At 65.5% G+C, this 16174-nt stretch carries 14 protein-coding genes; 6 read left to right on the top strand and 8 right to left on the bottom strand.

Annotated elements, in window-relative coordinates; all coding sequences use genetic code 11:
- Positions 1–90: 90 nt before the first annotated feature.
- Positions 91–1320 carry a hypothetical protein gene (locus OUZ30_RS02750; protein WP_266180642.1) on the top strand — a complete coding sequence of 410 codons (1230 nt, stop codon included), beginning with the start codon at positions 91–93 and terminating at the stop codon, positions 1318–1320.
- Positions 1321–1326: 6 nt separating this feature from the next.
- Here the strand turns inward: OUZ30_RS02750 and OUZ30_RS02745 are convergent, their stop codons facing one another.
- The 6 genes from OUZ30_RS02745 to OUZ30_RS02720 form a co-directional block, all read right to left on the bottom strand.
- Positions 1327–3339 (bottom strand): ATP-binding protein, encoded by a 2013-nt coding sequence (locus OUZ30_RS02745; RefSeq protein ID WP_266180641.1) that lies wholly within the window; start codon positions 3337–3339, stop codon positions 1327–1329.
- A gap of 33 nt (positions 3340–3372) precedes the next feature.
- On the bottom strand, positions 3373–3969 hold the full coding sequence (locus OUZ30_RS02740; protein WP_266180639.1) for a hypothetical protein: 597 nt from the start codon (positions 3967–3969) through the stop codon (positions 3373–3375).
- The gene (gene pdsR, locus OUZ30_RS02735; protein WP_283255943.1) at positions 3969–4658 is read right to left on the bottom strand and encodes a proteobacterial dedicated sortase system response regulator; all 690 of its coding nucleotides are present in this window, start codon (positions 4656–4658) and stop codon (positions 3969–3971) included. Before pdsR ends, OUZ30_RS02740 begins: the two co-directional genes overlap by 1 nt.
- A 771-nt stretch (positions 4659–5429) precedes the next feature.
- Complete coding sequence (gene rpe, locus OUZ30_RS02730) at positions 5430–6110, bottom strand: ribulose-phosphate 3-epimerase (protein ID WP_266180637.1); 681 nt, start codon at positions 6108–6110, stop codon at positions 5430–5432.
- Positions 6111–6223: 113 nt separating this feature from the next.
- Positions 6224–7030 carry a co-chaperone DjlA gene (gene djlA / locus OUZ30_RS02725; RefSeq protein ID WP_266180635.1) on the bottom strand — a complete coding sequence of 269 codons (807 nt, stop codon included), beginning with the start codon at positions 7028–7030 and terminating at the stop codon, positions 6224–6226.
- Entirely contained in the window at positions 7027–7341 is a 315-nt protein-coding gene (locus OUZ30_RS02720; RefSeq protein WP_266183081.1) for a c-type cytochrome, read from the bottom strand. Before OUZ30_RS02720 ends, djlA begins: the two co-directional genes overlap by 4 nt.
- 263 nt (positions 7342–7604) lie before the next feature.
- Between OUZ30_RS02720 and OUZ30_RS02715 the strand changes: the two genes are divergently transcribed.
- Genes OUZ30_RS02715 through OUZ30_RS02705 form a run of 3 tightly spaced genes read left to right on the top strand, consistent with a single transcriptional unit; the run spans position 7605 to position 9512 of the window.
- Positions 7605–8531 carry a phosphoribosylaminoimidazolesuccinocarboxamide synthase gene (locus OUZ30_RS02715; protein ID WP_266180634.1) on the top strand — a complete coding sequence of 309 codons (927 nt, stop codon included), beginning with the start codon at positions 7605–7607 and terminating at the stop codon, positions 8529–8531.
- 18 nt (positions 8532–8549) lie between these two features.
- Complete coding sequence (locus OUZ30_RS02710) at positions 8550–9041, top strand: Mpo1 family 2-hydroxy fatty acid dioxygenase (RefSeq protein ID WP_266180633.1); 492 nt, start codon at positions 8550–8552, stop codon at positions 9039–9041.
- 60 nt (positions 9042–9101) lie between these two features.
- On the top strand, positions 9102–9512 hold the full coding sequence (locus OUZ30_RS02705; RefSeq protein ID WP_266180632.1) for a hypothetical protein: 411 nt from the start codon (positions 9102–9104) through the stop codon (positions 9510–9512).
- 180 nt (positions 9513–9692) lie between these two features.
- On the opposite strand, the gene OUZ30_RS02700 is transcribed toward OUZ30_RS02705, so the two are convergent.
- Positions 9693–11873, bottom strand: a complete 2181-nt coding sequence (locus tag OUZ30_RS02700; RefSeq protein ID WP_266180631.1) for a beta-agarase — start codon at positions 11871–11873, stop codon at positions 9693–9695.
- A 70-nt stretch (positions 11874–11943) separates the two neighbouring features.
- On the bottom strand, positions 11944–13272 hold the full coding sequence (locus OUZ30_RS02695) for an APC family permease (RefSeq protein WP_266180630.1): 1329 nt from the start codon (positions 13270–13272) through the stop codon (positions 11944–11946).
- Between the two features lie 355 nt (positions 13273–13627).
- On the opposite strand from OUZ30_RS02695, the gene OUZ30_RS02690 reads away from it, so the two are divergent.
- A complete protein-coding gene (locus tag OUZ30_RS02690) occupies positions 13628–14953 on the top strand; it encodes a tyrosine/phenylalanine carboxypeptidase domain-containing protein (protein WP_266180629.1) in 1326 nt (441 codons plus the stop codon).
- Between the two features lie 53 nt (positions 14954–15006).
- Positions 15007–16149: a DNA polymerase IV gene (gene dinB / locus OUZ30_RS02685; RefSeq protein WP_486599068.1), complete on the top strand. Its 1143-nt coding sequence runs from the start codon at positions 15007–15009 to the stop codon at positions 16147–16149.
- Positions 16150–16174 lie beyond the last annotated feature (25 nt).

The following is a 16174-nucleotide window of genomic DNA, read 5'->3' as shown; positions in this document are numbered from 1 at the left end:
AGTCTGCACGGTGGCTTGTCCGCCCGGCGTCACCCACCTACCCTTGCCAGATCGGCGCACGTTGCGGCGCCGCAGGGGAAATCGAAGGATATGGACCACCGTTGCCTGGTACTTTCCGGCCGCCTGCTCCATGGGCAGGACCCCACCACCGTGCACGCGCGCCTGGCCGCCGCCTTCGGCATGGAGATGAGTGGATTTCGCGAACGCGTGTTCGAGCGCGCGCCACTGATCATCCGCCGCGGCCTTGACTCCGCCGCCGCCAAAGCCCAGGTGGCCCAGCTACGCGCCCTGGGCGCGGAGGCCGAGTCCCTGCCCGATAGCGAGGCGCTGGTCTGGCTGCGACGCGAGCAGCAAGTGCGCGGCCCGATTCCTGAGGCCGCGCTGCCCCGCTATGCCGAGCCTGGCGACCAGTGGTGCCACGACGGGGGACAGCAATGGTTTGCCTGGCAGCCCGTCGCCATCGAAGCACAGCTGCCGCCCCCGCTAGCCGCGACCGCCGAGGCGCCAGAAGAGTTCACCCAGGTAACGGCAACAGAAACCTCCCGCCAGCTGCCTCCTCCTCTACCTGCGCTCGACCCGCAGCGGGATGAGCCTTCGTCACTGCCGCCCTCTCCACCGAGTGAGCCGCTTCCTGCCAAGGGCCCGCTTTCCCGCGTTGCCGTGGCGGCTGCCCTGCTCGGTCTGCTTGCGATGTTCTGGCGCTCTTTGGCACCCGTTACCACGTTGATCGCGCTCGGTGCCCTGCTCTTCCTTTATCGCCGCCCACTTTTGCGGGGGCGGGTGTATGCGGTGGCAGCGTTGATGCTGAGTGCAACGGCGCTATTCCTGTGGATGGAACAACCCACAGCGGTGGCCGCGTCGGTGGCGCGCCCCTATATCGCCCGGCCGCTGAAGCCGATGGCGCCAAGTGATCGCGCGCAGGCGGCGGAGTCGCCAACGCAGTGCAAGGCCCAGGCTGCCGCGCCAAAGAACGACGAGGACCGCTTCCTGCTCACCGGTCAGCGCATGCTCACCGGGCGAGCGCAGCGCAAAGGCGACACCTATGTTGCCGAAGCCGCCGTAGCGGTAAACGACCAGTGCCAGCCGAGCGCGCTACAGCTTTACGTATTCCGCAATGGCGTCTTCATCGGCACCGCGTTGGAAGCGGCTGCCAGTCCTGCCACAACCCAGCTTACGGCCTTCGACCTGATCGACGACCAACACCTGCGCATCACCCTCGCCCAATGCACGCGCAAACCGGACGACTGTGCCGCCACCACTATTCGGCAAATTGCCGTGTTGCCTGGTGCGGGTGGGTGGACCTTGGAGGAGCTGAAGTAGCCGCTGCTACAAGCGCTGGCGTGGCATGCCATGCAATTGCAGAGAGAACGCCACGCCAGCGCCATCATCGAGATTGCGCGCTATCGCCACGCCACCGTGTCGCTCGGCGACCAGACGCACGACGTAAAGCCCCAGCCCCAGATGCGGCGCATCGCCCGGCGTGGCCTTGTCGCGCAGGCTGACCAGTGAGTCGAACAAGCGCCCGTGCATCGCTGCCGGCAAGGGCTGTCCCTGGTTCGCCAGCTCGATCTCCGCGCCATCTCCCTGCGCGCGCAAGCTCAGGCGCAGCCAGCCACCTTCCGGCGTGAACGACAACGCGTTGTCGAACAGCTTGTCCAAGGCCTGCGCGATCAGCTCCGGCGCGCAGTGGAGGTACAGGTGGCCATCGGGAAGCACACACTCAAGTCGTCGCGTACCGGCCAACGGGCGGTAGGCTTCGCTGCAACCACGCACGACTTCGACCAGGTCGACATCCTCCGGCTCGGCGGCGGCAATCGCCCGCTCCATCCGGCTCGCCTCGCTCATGGCCCGCACCAGCGCGCCCAGCCGCGCCACGCCATCGCGTGCACGCACCAGGTAAGGCTGCGCGTCGGGGGGCATGGCATGCTGCGCCTGCAAGGTGTGCTCGAGATTGTCCAGTGAAGACTTCACGATCGCCAACGGCGTGTTCAACTCATGCGACAGCTTGGACGCCAGCGTGCGCAGGTAATCCGTATAGCCACCTACCACGTCGAATAGTCGCTCGAAGCTGCGGGCCAGGTCGCCGATCTCGTCCTCGGCACCAGTCATCGGGAAAGGGCCTTCCAGACGTCCATCATTCAATTGCGCACGCTCGGCCGCATCGCGCAATCGACCCAGCCGAAGGCTCAGGCGGGTGGCGAAAATCAACAGGATCGCACCCGCTACCAGCAGCACGCTGAAGCTGGTCAACAGCAGACCCAGCAGCGCACGATTGGCCAGCAGCGGCACCGCACGACTGGACTGCTCCAGTAGCAGCACGCCGCGCACCTGGTCGTCACGCTCGATCGGCACCGCAGCCGCCAAGACGACACTGCCGCGCGCCTCACCTTGTCGCCACACCGTGGCGGGCGTGCCCTTGCTGGCTTTCTGTACCTCGGTGGCGTCAAGTCGCGGCACGTCCTGTGTCCAGGGCTCGGCCTCTCCCACCTGGTCAGCCAACAGCGAGCGATACACCAGCGCGGCAAACCAGCCCGGCTGATCGCCCGGCGCGGCCGCTGGCGTGCTGAGATGCCCGGTCTGCGCCAGCAACCAACCTTGCGGCGCCAGCACGCGCGCCTGCACACCGTCGAGCGCGAGTTGCGAAAGCTCCTTGGAAAGCACCGGCGAATACGCCACCAATGGCCGATTCTGCACCGCCTGCGGATCGCCACCCGTGGCCGCGTCGTAAACGGACAGTCCCAGCTGGTCGAGCGCCAGACTGCGCGGCAGGCGCAACTCCACGTGGTAACCGCTACCGTCTTCCTGCCACTGCGCCGTGATCAGCTCAGGCAAGCCGGCCACGGCGGGATCGAGCGGCCGCGCCGTCAACTGCCCCGGTGCCGCGCTCGCCAGCAGGTAGCGGCGCGACTGGTCGCCCTTGCCGAGGCTCAGCACCAGATGATCGGCCATCAAGGCATTGGGATCGCCAGCGTCGGCGCGGGTGCGATGCGCACTGCGCACGTCAGCGTAGAGATAAAGCCAGTCGGCATCCTCGGCCAGCAGCAGCTTGCCGCGCTTGTCCAGCGGCTGGCTCCATGGCGTCAGCGGCGCCCAGTCATCGCCATAGCCGTCCACCGTGATCGGATTGACGGCCTGTTGCACGTACCAGCCGGATTCGGCAGGCGGCAACGGGGCATCGGTAACGACCAGGCTGCGCGCCATCGCGCGCGCCGACGCGGTAAGCGCCTGTGCCTGGCCTTCGCGCAACAGCGTTTCCATTTGCCGCACGTACAACCAGCCCGCCACTGGCAGCGCCAGGGTGCACAGGGCGACGAGCAGCAGTTTGCGGCGCAGGGTCATGGCGCGACGATACCGAAAGCGGAACGCGCCGGCTTAATGCTGCGCAGCCTTGTCTTTGGCATCCTTCGGCGGCTGATAGGCCATGTAGCGCGACTGTTCCACGACGCGCTTGAACAGCGAGAGCAGGTCCTGCCCGATCGCGTCATCGTGCGCCATCGTCATCGACCAGCTCAGCCGAATGCCGCTGGCCTTGCCAGGATCGCAGAACACCACGGCGTCGTCCTTGTGATCGTTGCCCTGGTAGAGCACGCCCTGGCAGGGCATGCCGGCATGGGCCAGGGGAAACGCACTGACCTTGCCGGCCGGATCAAGCTGCAGGTAGTGCTTGCGATCCTCCTGCAGCTCGGCATCGAGCGTTGCCAGTTTGGCCGGCCATACGTTCAACACCATCACGCGATCCGGCTCGCCAGTCCAGTCGCCCTTGTACAGCACCAGGTTCACGCCGATGGCTTTCGCATACACGCAGCAATCCTGCTTCCAGCCGTCAGGCAGCTCGGTATGGATGGACCAACCCGTCGCTGCGCCATCCAACTGGCCATACGCCATCACTGCCTTGTCGTTAACGGCACCCGCGGCGTGCGTCGTACCTGTCAACAGCAACAGACACATCAAACCCAGCAAATACTTCATTACGGCTTCCACCTGTAACCCACGCCATGCACGGTCTCGATGGCGTCGAACTCCGGCGCCACGGCAATGAACTTCTTGCGTATGCGCTTGATGTGCGAGGTGATGGTGGCGTCGTCCACCACCAGTTCGGCCTCGCGCATCAGCTGGTCGCGATTCTTCACGTGACCGGGGAAGCGCACCAGCGTATGCACCATCCAGAACTCGGTGACGGTGAGTGGAATCTCCTCGCCATTCCAGGTGATGCGCATGCGCTCCGATTCCAGCTTGAGCGGGCCGTGCTCGATCACCGTCTCGCTGGACGTCGGCACCTTCAGCGACTCGATGCGACGGAATAGCGCCGCGATGCGTGCCGCCAGCTGGTGCAGGCTGGTGTCCTTGCTGAGGTAATCGTCGGCACCCAGGCGCAGGCCGGAGATCACGTCGAAGTCCGAATCGCGTGCCGTGAGGAAGATAATCGGCAGCGTGGACGATTTCGCGCGCAGCTCGCGGCACAGGTCAAAGCCGCCTTCCGGCTCGTCGCCCAGTCCGATATCGATGATGACCAACTCGGGCAAGCGCATCCCAAAGGCACTGGAGGCCTCCTGCCGCGAACCGTAGCCACGCGTCTCGTAGCCGAAGCGGTTCAGGGCTTCAACGTAGTTTGCGCGGATCAGCGGCTCGTCTTCGACGATGGCGATACTGCGGCCCATGGCTTGCTCCAACATGACGATGGCGCGCAGCGTGAAGGGTGCGGGCCGGCCACGCAAGCCGGCAACGCCATCTGCCAGCAATTCGCCATGTGTGGTCGGCACACGGCCATGTTGCAGCCGGGGCGCCAGGCACATCCCAAGCCATCGTCAGGTTCCGGCCCGATCTTGCCCGCATCCTGCCACTTCAGGGCCTTCTGGGCTGCTCAGGCCGGTAGCCGAATGGAGCCATCTACGCAGGAGTCCTGAAACATGCGCCCCACCGGCCAGCCACCCGTCGATCCCAACGCCGAACTACAGGGTTTCGAGCCGCTACGGGTGGTGCTGGCGCTGGGCGCGCTGCTGCTCGGGCTGGTCATGAGCCTGCATTGAGAAGCGCAGGCATGAACGCCGACGACCTGAACGATCCTTGCCTATCAGTAGCCGTGGAAGGCTTGCAGGCGGCTGGTGCGCAGGGAAGCGCGCCCGCCGCCGGGGCCGATGAAGCGGATCCTGGCTGGCAGCCGCTTTAAGCGTTTCGTCCTACCCCCTGGGCTACGTTCCTCCCCCGCTCCGGCGGGGGTCTTTTTAGAGGCCAGTCCGGCGGAATCGCGGGACAGGGGAACCAAATCGAACAAACCCGGTCAGACCTTGCGGTGGTCACGAATTCTTGCCGTGGATTTGCGTTCCACCGTGTGGTCTCCTCAAACGTCGTTCCGACGATACTTATCCCGGCGCGGTTTGCGCCGGGATTTTTCTTGTCTCGAAGAAACCACGCCAGCCGGGCGCGACCCGTTACGGGCTAACAGCGGCCAGGTTCTGGCGCATCGTCTCGATCACGCTGCGATAGTCGGGCGCGTTGAAGATGGCGGAACCGGCTACGAAGGTATCCGCACCAGCGGCTGCAATCTCGCCAATATTGGCTGCCGTCACGCCGCCGTCGATTTCCAGCCGGATGGCGCGACCACTCTCGTCGATGCGGCGGCGCACCTCTCGCAGCTTGTCCAGCGCCGTGGGAATGAATTTCTGCCCACCAAAGCCCGGGTTGACCGACATCAGCAGGATCAGGTCGAGCTTGTCCATCACGTAGTCCAACCAGCCCAGCGGCGTGGCCGGATTGAACACCAGGCCCGCCTGGCAACCGGAATCCTTGATCAGGCCGATGGTGCGATCGACATGCTCGCTCGCCTCAGGATGAAAGCTGATCAGGCTGGCGCCGGCCTTGGCGAAGTCCGGGACGATGCGGTCCACCGGCTTCACCATCAGGTGCACGTCGATCGGCGCGGTGATGCCGTAGTCGCGCAGGGCCTTGAGCACCATCGGGCCCATGGTGAGGTTGGGCACGTAATGGTTATCCATCACATCGAAATGGACCCAGTCCGCTCCAGCGGCCAGCGCCTTGGCGGTGTCCTCACCGAGCCGGGCGAAATCGGCGGAAAGGATGGAGGGTGCAATGACGTTGGCTTGCTTGGACATGGTCGTTATTCCTGTAGGAGCGCACCCTGTGCGCGACCCGGGGGTTACGTGGTGGCTGCGGTCGCGCACAGCGTGCGCGCCCACACGTCATGGCTGAGTTTATGTGAACCGGCCTATTTGAACCCGCGCTCGGCCTTGATCCGCTCGTAGGCGGCGTTGATCTCGCTGGCACGCGACTCGGCGCGCTTGCGCATCTCTTCGGGCAGGTCGCCGAGACGGTCCGGGTGATGCTCGGAGATCAGCTTGCGATAGGCGCGCTTGACCCCCCGATCATCCACGCTGCGCGAGATGCCCAGCACGGTGTACGGGTCAGGGCCGTGCGTCGTCCGTTGGGGCGGCACGTAACCACCGCCACCGTGGTTGCCATAGCCACGCGAACCGCCGGTGGCGTTCCAGGCAAAACCCTTCATCGCCATCAGCGCCATCAGCTCCATGTCGCTAATACGCAGCGCGAACGCCAACTGGCGCAGGATCGCCATCTGCTCCGGTGGTGGGTTGCCTTCGGCGAGCACCGTTTCGATCACCACATCGAGCACCGGGAAGGCATGGTCGCGACGCAGGCCTACCCAGCGCCGAAGCTCCTCGATGGCCGGGGTGACGTCGAACTCCGGCTGTTTGCCGGCGTTGAAGGCAGTGATGGCCACTTTCCGCTGTTCCTGCTCCAGCCCCATGCGCTGCATCAGGCGCTCGGCCACGGCGATTTCCGCCTCGGAGACACGACCATCGGACTTCGCCACTGCGCCCAGCAAGGCAAACAGCGGGCTGACATAGCCACCGGCCTGTGGCGTCACCCGACGCCGCTGTCCCTGGCGCAGGCTGTCGATAATGAAGCCGGTAATGGCGCCGACCACGGCGCCGGGCAAGCCGTGGCCGAAGATCAGGCCGAACAGGGCCAACCACAGAGTCCAGGTAAAAGTCATGGGGTGCCTTGTTGTTGTGGTGCCTGCGCGCTGTACCAGCGCGCCAGTTCATCGAGATCCGCGTCGCTGACCGGGCCGATCGCCGCACGCATCAGCGGCGCGTTGCGGCGGCCATCGCGGTATTGCTTGAGCGCTTCGCGCAGGTAATCGAGTTGCTGTCCGGCCAGGTTCGGCGCGCCGGGAATCTGCGCCCTACCCGTTTCGCCGTGACATGCCGCGCACAAGCCCAGGCGTGCGGGCTTGGCGGGTGCTGCGGCGAACGTGGGCCCAACAACGGCCACGGCCAGCACGGCGGCGAGGACGCTGCGCATGGATGCCAGACCCGTCCCCTTGATCCAAGGGCGCGGCACAGCGACGGCGCGGGACAGCTGGAACATGCGAGCGGGCTCTGGACCAAAGCGCGCGATTCTAGCAGCCAGCGGGCCCGCGCCCCGGAGACAGCTGGCCGCAGCGACACCTCCCGCACAGACGCCACCGGCTACAATAGCGGGCTTGATCGCCGGCCCATAATGCGAAGCCGGCACCTTGTTCCCGGTCCTGGGCGCCCAGGCCGGCCACCCAGGAGCGAAACAACGTGCCCACCACCCTGCTGCAATCGAACCTGCCCGGCCTCGAGCTGATCCATCGCGGCAAGGTGCGCGACGTTTACGCGCTCCCGCGAGGCCAGCGCCCCGATGGCCGCCAAGAGGATGGTCGGCTGCTGATCGTGGCCAGCGACCGCCTGTCGGCGTTCGACGTGGTGCTGCCCGACCCGATTCCCGGCAAGGGCGAGATGCTGACGCAGATCTCCAACTTCTGGTTCGGCAAGACCGCCCACCTGGTGCCCAACCACTTGCTGCACACGCCGCTGAGCGACGTGCTGCCAGCAGGTACCGACCTCAAGCTTTACGAAAAGCGCGCCGTGGTCACGCGCCGCCTGAAGCCGGTGCCGGTGGAGGCGATTGCGCGCGGCTACATCATCGGTTCCGGCTGGAAGGACTATCAGGCCAGCGGCTCGCTGTGTGGCATCCAGCTGCCCACCGGGCTGCAACAGGCACAGCAGCTGCCGGAACCCATCTTCACCCCGTCGACCAAGGCCGCGGTCGGTGACCACGACGAGAACGTGAGTTTCGATGCCGTGGTGGCTGCGGTGGGGGCCGACCTTGCCGAACAGGTGCGCGAGGCGACCCTGACCATCTACAAGTGGGCCGCCGCCTATGCCGCCGAGCGCGGCATCATCATTGCCGATACGAAGTTCGAGTTCGGCACCGACGAGAACGGCAAGCTCTACGTGATGGACGAGATGCTGACCCCCGATTCCTCGCGCTTCTGGCCCGCCGACCACTACCGCGTGGGCATCAGCCCGCCGAGCTACGACAAGCAGTTCGTGCGCGACTACCTGGAGACGCTGGACTGGAACAAGCAGGCCCCCGGTCCGAATGTTCCCGCCAATGTCATCGCCGGCACCTCCGCCAAGTACGCCGAGGCGCTGCAGCGTCTCGCCGGCATCACGCTCGACTGAGCGGCGGCACACCGAGCCATGACCCCTATAGACGACAGCGCGCCTGTGCCGGCGCGCGACATGCGCCACTGGCTGGACAGCTACAGCGCCGATCATCAGCATCCGATCAACCGGCTGCTGCACTGGGTCTGCGTGCCGCTGATCCTGTGGTGCGCGATTGCTTTGATGTGGACCATTCCGGTGCCGGCGTCGATCGGCCGCCCGGGCTTCTGGGCCGTGTGTGCGCTGGTGATGGCGTTCACCTGGTACTGGAGGCAATCGCGCCGGCTGGGCACCGCCTTGCTGATCGCGCTGGCGGTGTTCGCCTTGCTCACCGAGCTGGCCTATCGCGAACTGGGGCCGGCATCGCTACGCCTGCTGGCGTTCGCCGTGTTCGTAGCGGCGTGGATCGGGCAGTTCGTGGGCCACCTCATCGAAGGACGGCGCCCGAGCTTTCTCACTGACCTGGCGTACCTGCTGGTGGGGCCCGCATGGTTGATGGACAAACTGCTGCGCCGGTTCGGCGTGTAAGTTGCCTCGCGCCCTCGCATCATTCCGGCGCACGTTCCCGCCGTCAGATTTAGGACTCGCATGACCACCCTGCTTACCCTGATCAGCACCCTGCTTTGGTGGGTGCTCTACAGCAGCATCGGCGCGCTGTTCTTCGCCCTCATCGCGTGGACCGTGCTGCGCTGGATCGAGCGCTGTCCGGTCGTCTTCAACCGCACCTACCTCGCCTGCCTGGTATGGAACCTCATAGGCCTGTTGATCGTCACCGCCGTGGCGATGCACGAGGGACTGACCAAGCCGCCTTATGCGCTACTGCTCAACTCCGCGCTGCTGCGTGGCGCGCTGGTGGTCGACATGGTGATCGGCGTACTGGTGCTGTGGCGACTGATTCCGCGCATCGACGCGCACCGCATCCGCCTCGCCAGCGCATGCATGGCAGTGGCGGTGATCATGGCGATCAGCTTTGGGGCGGCGACGAGTCTGGCGAGCTGATGCTTGTCTTCCTCTCCCCGTCGGGCGACCCGAAGGTAGTCCCTGTGGGAGAGAGGACCGAGGTGAGGGGCGGGTGCTCGCGGGGAAGTCTCAAGGAATCCGGCTTCGAACCGACCGTAATCGCAAGATTGGCCCCTCACCCTACCCTCTCCCCGCAGGGGAGAGGGAGAAAAGCGACGATCAATACCCTGTCTTGCGATTCGCCTCGCGCACCGCTTCCACGAAACCGTGGAAGGGCTTGTCGGTAATCGCCACCAGGCCGATATGCGCGTTCTCGCCATCGAGCAGACGCCCCGTCACCGGCTGGTCTACGTACTGGAACCAGTGCGCGCCGACGATGGCAGGATTGGCCACCGCCGCCGCGATATAGCGTGCATAGGCTTCGCCGCGCTGCTGCTCGTTCCACACTGGCACTACGCCCTTGCCGAACGAGCCGCGGTCATCGGAACCAAAGTGGAACTCGGTGATCAGCGCGGGCTTGTTGAGCTTCGCGAATGCAGCGGCATCGAACGCATGTTCCGGCACATCGGCGTAAGCGTTGAAGCTGACCACATCGCAATTCTCGGCGCAGGATGCCACCACCTCCGGCGTGTGCACGGCAAAGCGGCCGCCAAGAAACAGGTGATGCGGGTCGTGCTTGTGAATCGCCTGCACTACGGTGCGGAAATACTGGTCCGCGTACTGCCGCAGCCATGCACTGTAGTCGTCGGCAATCGCCGGGTGTGCCTCGTCCGGCTGGGGCGCGGCAAAATTGGTGGCATCCAATGCGTCCCATGAAGCCAGCGTGATGCCCCATGCCGCGGCGAGTTTCGACGGGTCGCTGTACTTCTTCTTCAACGCAGCGATAAAAGCCTGCTTGGCTGGGCTGCGAGCTTCACCGCGCAAGGTACCCTGCGCCAGCCCCCAGCGACCTTGCGGACCCTGACCGGCCCAGGCTAGCTCGTTGTCGGCGAAGTAGCCAAGCAGCCACGGATCGTCGCGGACTTCCTTGGTCGCCTGCGCCACGGCCGCCTCGGTCGCCTGCGCGAAGCGCGGATCGAACGGATCAGGCATGCGGCCCCAGTAGTCGTAGCCGCTGGAGACGTTGCCGAACACGCCGGAGATATTGATCGAGCGCGTGTAAGCCAGGTGGTGCGTCTGGGTCAACGCATCGTCACTCCAGTTGCCCAAGGTGTTGAAGCCCCAGCTCTCCAGGCGATCGAGCGTGCGCGCACGCCATGCCTGTCGCCAATGCCGGCCATCGGCCAGGAACAGGTTGGCGGAATAGAAATCAAACCAGCGCCCGTGGTTGAAGCCGATGCCGGCTGACGCGCCCTGCCCGCCCTGGCGGTTGTCGCCGGTGCCGTAAAATGGCGCCCAGCGTCCGCTGTTGGGCGGCAGTTCCTTGAACATGAACTCGCGGCCTTCGATATAGGTGCGGCCGCCGTCATCGTCGACGACATTCACACCCAACGAAAAGAACGCGTGCCCTTCAGGCGTCACCAATTGCCAGCGACCATCACGCCGCTCGCTACGAAACCAGCCGCTTGCCTTGAACGGCGGCATGTCGGTGCGGCCACCGTAGCGATCGAAGCCCTTGCGCGCCGCCGGCGTGGCGGCCGGCTCTTGCGCTGCCTTCCCGTGTCGACCACGTAAGGCATCGTCGGAATCGACCTTGCCTGGCCATTGCCCGCGCGTGTACTGGCCCCAAGCATCGACGATGCCGGTATAGGCGTCGCGCAGCTCATGTACGCCCCTGGACGTATCCAGTTTGCCGAACAGCAGGGTCTGCGGTGCGGTGGGCGAAGGCGTGCCCAATCGCACGGCTTTCACGTGCGCCAGGTCGATGGAGCCCTCCACCGTGGTTGCCAGCAGAATCCGCTGGTTGCCAGCGGTGTAGGGCATCGGCGGCCCTGCCTGCATGCCCATCGCCCGCGGCGAGGTCGCATGTAACGGCACCACCAGCGTTTGTGGCGGACCCGCCGGAACGGCGACCGTGGCATGCAGATGCTGCCCCGTATCGGCACCGTCGATGTCCACCGTGAGCGTCACTGCCCAAGCCATCGCATTCTGCATATCCACGCGCAACGCGCCTTCCTTCGACCAATCCCAATCGCCCTGGGTCAGCGACACCACCAGCTGTGGTTGTGGCGAAGGTTCGAAGGTGTACTTCTGCAGCGACATGCCACTCACGGTCACGGGCGCGCCGTCGCGCTGCACCTGGTCGAGCGTGGTTTGCGTGGTCGGCTTGGTGGGCGCTGCGGGCGAAGCCGGTGCCGGAGTCGGCGTGCTGCGGCTAAGGTCGGCCCGGTCGGTATCCGAGCCCGAATGACAGGCTGCCAGCGCAAGCAGGCAAGACGTGGCGATGGCAATCCGTTTCATCGGCGACTCGAGCACAAGGAAATAGCCGCAGTATGCCTGCAGCAACTGAAGGCTGCCTTGCCGTGAGAAATCACGCCACCCTCTTTTGCCAGGCACGCCACGCGTAATACACCGGCACGCCAAGCAGGATCAGCGCCAAGCTCATGCCGGCATCGCCGGGCGAGTGAATCGTGGTCGCCACGATCACGCCCAGCACGGTGCAAACGAACAGCAGCGGCAGCAGCGGATAGAACGGTACGCGATATGGCGAGGGCTCATTTCTGAAGCGATGCCGATACCAGAACAGCGTGGCGATGCCGAAAGCGTGCGATAGCCACTCGCCCACCGTGGTGTAGTCGAGCAGCTGGCCGAAACTTCCGGACAGCACCAGCACGATGGCCCACGCGCCAAGCACGGCCAGCGCCATCTGCGGTGCGCGCGAGCGCGCGTCGATCCGTCCCACCGCGCGGAAGAACATGCCGTCGGCGCCCATCGTCTGCAGCACGCGCGCACCGCCGGCGATAGCGATGCTGCAATAGCCAAAGGTGGAGCAGGCAATGCCGACGGCGATCAGGCGCGCGCCGTGCTCACCGAACAGCTTGCGCATCAGGTCGGCCGCCGGCGCCTGGCTGGCGGCCAGGCCCGCGTGGCCCAAGCCTGCCAGATAAGCGAAGTTGACCAGCACATAGCAAATCACGACGCCGCCCAGGCCCAGCCCCAGCGCTCGCGGCAAGGTGCGCTGCGGTTCGCGCACTTCACCGGCCAGATCGTTGAGGTAGTGGAAGCCACCATAGGTGAACAGCACCGGCAGCAACGCGCCCAGGAACGCGCCCGGCGGCACCGGATGCAGCGTGTCCGGCGCCAGCACCGAGCCGAGCTGTCCGCGCGCCAGCACCAAACCGACGACCACCAGCAAGACGATGGCCGTGAGCTTGAGCAGGGTGAACAGGTTCTGCATGCGCGCGCCGGCTTTGACGCCGAAAAAGTTCACACCCACGATAAAGGTGATGGCACCCGCCGCTATCGGTTTCACCCACAGCAGAGGCAAACCGATCGCGGCGCAAAAGTAATCCGCAAACGTGGTGGCCACCGCCGCTACGCTGCCGGGGTAGTTGATCAGCGCCATGGTCCAGCCGAACAGGAACGCCGGCAGCTGCCCAAACGCCTCACGCAGGTAGATGTAGACACCACCGGCCTGCGGCCGCCGTGCACCCAACTCGGCATAGCAGAGCACGCCCGCCAGCGTCAGCAGGCCGCCCACCGCCCACAGCGTGAGCAACTGTGCGCCGGACGATGTGCGTTCGGCCACCGTAGAGGCGCTGCGAAAGATGCCGGCACCGATGACGCCGCCAATCACGATGGCGGCAGCGTCCCAGGTGCCCAGGCGACGCAGATAGGAGGGTGAGGTTTCGGCAGTCATGGTGCGGAACGGCATCCTGCGCATCAGATACGAAGGACGGACGATAGCCGAGTGCGGCACTCACTTCGACACGATGCTGTAACACGTTGATCACGGAGGGGACTCCCGCCCGGTGGGGCAGCCCGTCGGTCACCCGGCCCATCAAGCCGCGCGCACCGCTGGATGCCGCTGCTGTCATTCGTCGCGGAGTGCAGCGCGACGATGGGGGACGCTCGGCGCCAGCCATCTCGCGGGCAAGTTCCCTTGCTTCAGTAATTCTTCGGACGCGCGTGAAACAGCACGGGCGCATAGTGCCCTCCTCCCTGCCACGTTCACGTCGGCCCGAGGTATCGACCGACGACCCCCCGGAGGCGTCATGAATACCGTCGCTAGCGATCTTCGGCCTGAGGACGACAAGGTCCTGAGCCAATTCCTGGAATGCGATCGCGAGCTGATCGCCGCGGCCCGCAAGATCAGGGTGCTGAAGGCCATCGACTGGCCAGTCGAGCTGGAGAACACGTTTCTGCAGGGATTCGAGCGTGGCCATCCGGCCCTGCCGCAACCGCCGGTGCGACATCCGGACCTCACCGGCGAAATGGCCGCCTTGAAAGCGATCATGGCGAAGCTCGATCGCGGTCACCCGATTGGCGACTGGCTGTTCAAGACGGCATGGAGTTACCTCACGGCCGCCCAGATGCTGATGGGCGTCGGCACGGAAGAGTTCACCCGCTGCTCCACCATCCTGTACGGACGTCCGGACATGATTCATCCCGGCCAGACCGCCAGTTCCGTCGAGGCCGCCCAGGATGTACTGGACATCAGCGATGACCTGATCGGCCGCGAGGGCGTGCTGCCGGTGCCGGCGGATATCCCTGCCGATATATTTGCCGAGCGACTACGCGAACGACTCGGCCAGTTTTTCGACAAGGACAAGGTCGACGTGGTGCTGAACCCCGACCTGCCGTCCAAGGCCACCGCTGGCAGCAAAAGCATCAATCTCCGTTCGACCGCGCTGTTCTCCGAACTCGACCTGGACCAACTGACCGAGCACGAGGCGTTCGTGCACACCGCCACCGCGCTTAACGGCAAGCACCAGCCGTATCTGAAGTCGCTGGGCCTGGGTGCCCCGCGCACCACGCGCGCGCAGGAAGGGTTGGCCACTTTCTCCGAGATCATTACCGGCTCGATCGACCTCAATCGCCTGCGCCGTGTCGCGCTGCGCGTCATCATGGTGAAGCGGGCGCTCGATGGCGCGGACTTCATTGAGGTGTTTCGCGGCTTCCTCGACGCGGGCCAGACGCCCGTCGAAAGCTACCGCAGCGCCTCGCGCATCTTCCGCGGCGGCGATGTGCGCGGTCGCATCTGCTTCACCAAGGACAGCGCCTATCTGCAAGGCGTCATGATCATCTACATCTTCATCCGCAAGGTGCTGCAGGAAGGCCGCGCGGAAATGCTGCCTCTGCTGTTTGCGGGGCGGGTGACCACCACCGACGTGATCAACCTGTCGCCCTTCCTGCAAAGCGGCCTGATTGCGCGTGCGGTCTACGTGCCGCCGTGGGCGCGAAATCCCCAGCGCATCCTTTCATTGATGGCGTTCTTCACCGCCGCCAACCGTTTCCGCCTGGACACGCTCGACCTGGACTGCTTCGTAGCCTACGAGAACGAGCTGGTGGACCAGTCCCTGCAAGCCAACCGCCACTAACCAGGGATCGACCGGGCCAGGGACGGCCTGGCGTGCACACGGCGGCGGGTTTCGTGATTGACTGTGCGGACCCGCCCGCCATCGTCGCAGCCGTGCCCAGCACTCCCCGAAAAATCATCCATGTCGACATGGACGCGTTCTATGCGTCGGTGGAGCAGCGCGACGACCCCTCGCTACGCGGCAAGCCCGTGGTGGTGGCATGGCGCGGCGCGCGCTCGGTGGTGTGCGCCGCCAGTTACGAGGCGCGCCGTTTCGGCGTGCGTTCGGCCATGCCGGCGGTCCGGGCTGAACGGCTATGCCCGCAAGCGATCTTCGTACCGCCAGACTTCACGCGCTACAAGGCCGTGTCCCGCCAGATACGCGAAATCTTCGGACGCCACACCGACCTGATCGAGCCGCTGTCGCTCGACGAGGCGTATCTGGACGTCACGACCATCCGCACCGGCTTGCCCTCCGCAACGGCGACGGCCGAGGCCATTCGCGCCGCGATACGCGAGGAAACCCAGCTCACCGCGTCGGCAGGCGTGGCGCCGAACAAGTTCCTGGCCAAGATTGCCTCCGACTGGCGCAAGCCGGACGGGCAGTTCGTGATCCGGCCGCATCAGGTCGAGGCCTTTCTCGCGCCCTTGCCGGTAGGCCGACTGCCGGGGGTGGGCAAGGTCATGGAGGCCAGGCTCACCGACCTGGGCATCGTCACCGTGGGCGACCTGCGCCTGCGACCGGAACATGAGCTGGAACAACGCTTCGGACGTTGGGGGCGGCGTCTGCGGGAATTGTCGCTGGGCATCGACGACTACCCGGTCCAGCCAGACCGTCCGACCCTGCAGGTGTCCGCCGAGGACACGTTTGAACATGACCTCGGCCTGCACGATCTTGCGCCTCATATTCGTCGACTGGCAGCGAAAGCCTGGGCCGCGCACGAACAGGAAGCTCAAGGAGAGCACGCTCGGCTGGCGCGCACCGTCGTGCTGAAGCTGAAGACATCGGATTTTCATACGTTGACCCGAAGTTTCACGCCCCCTACACGCCCCACCTCGGCCACCGAACTGGCCGACATCGCCTGTGCCTTGCGTGACCGGGTGGAGCGGCCCGCGGATAGCCGCTACCGGCTGGTAGGCGTTGGGCTGGCGGGCTTCGTGGACGCCGACAGCTTCGCAGCGCAGAGCGATTTGTTCGCCAACCCGCTGCCCGGCTAAGGCCCTTCGCGCCAATTCGCAAGAA

This window comes from Dyella humicola, assembly GCF_026283945.1.
GTDB classification, from domain to species: Bacteria; Pseudomonadota; Gammaproteobacteria; order Xanthomonadales; family Rhodanobacteraceae; genus Dyella; species Dyella humicola.
Note: the sequence above shows the minus strand (reverse complement) of the source record. Positions and strands in the feature narration are given on the sequence as shown.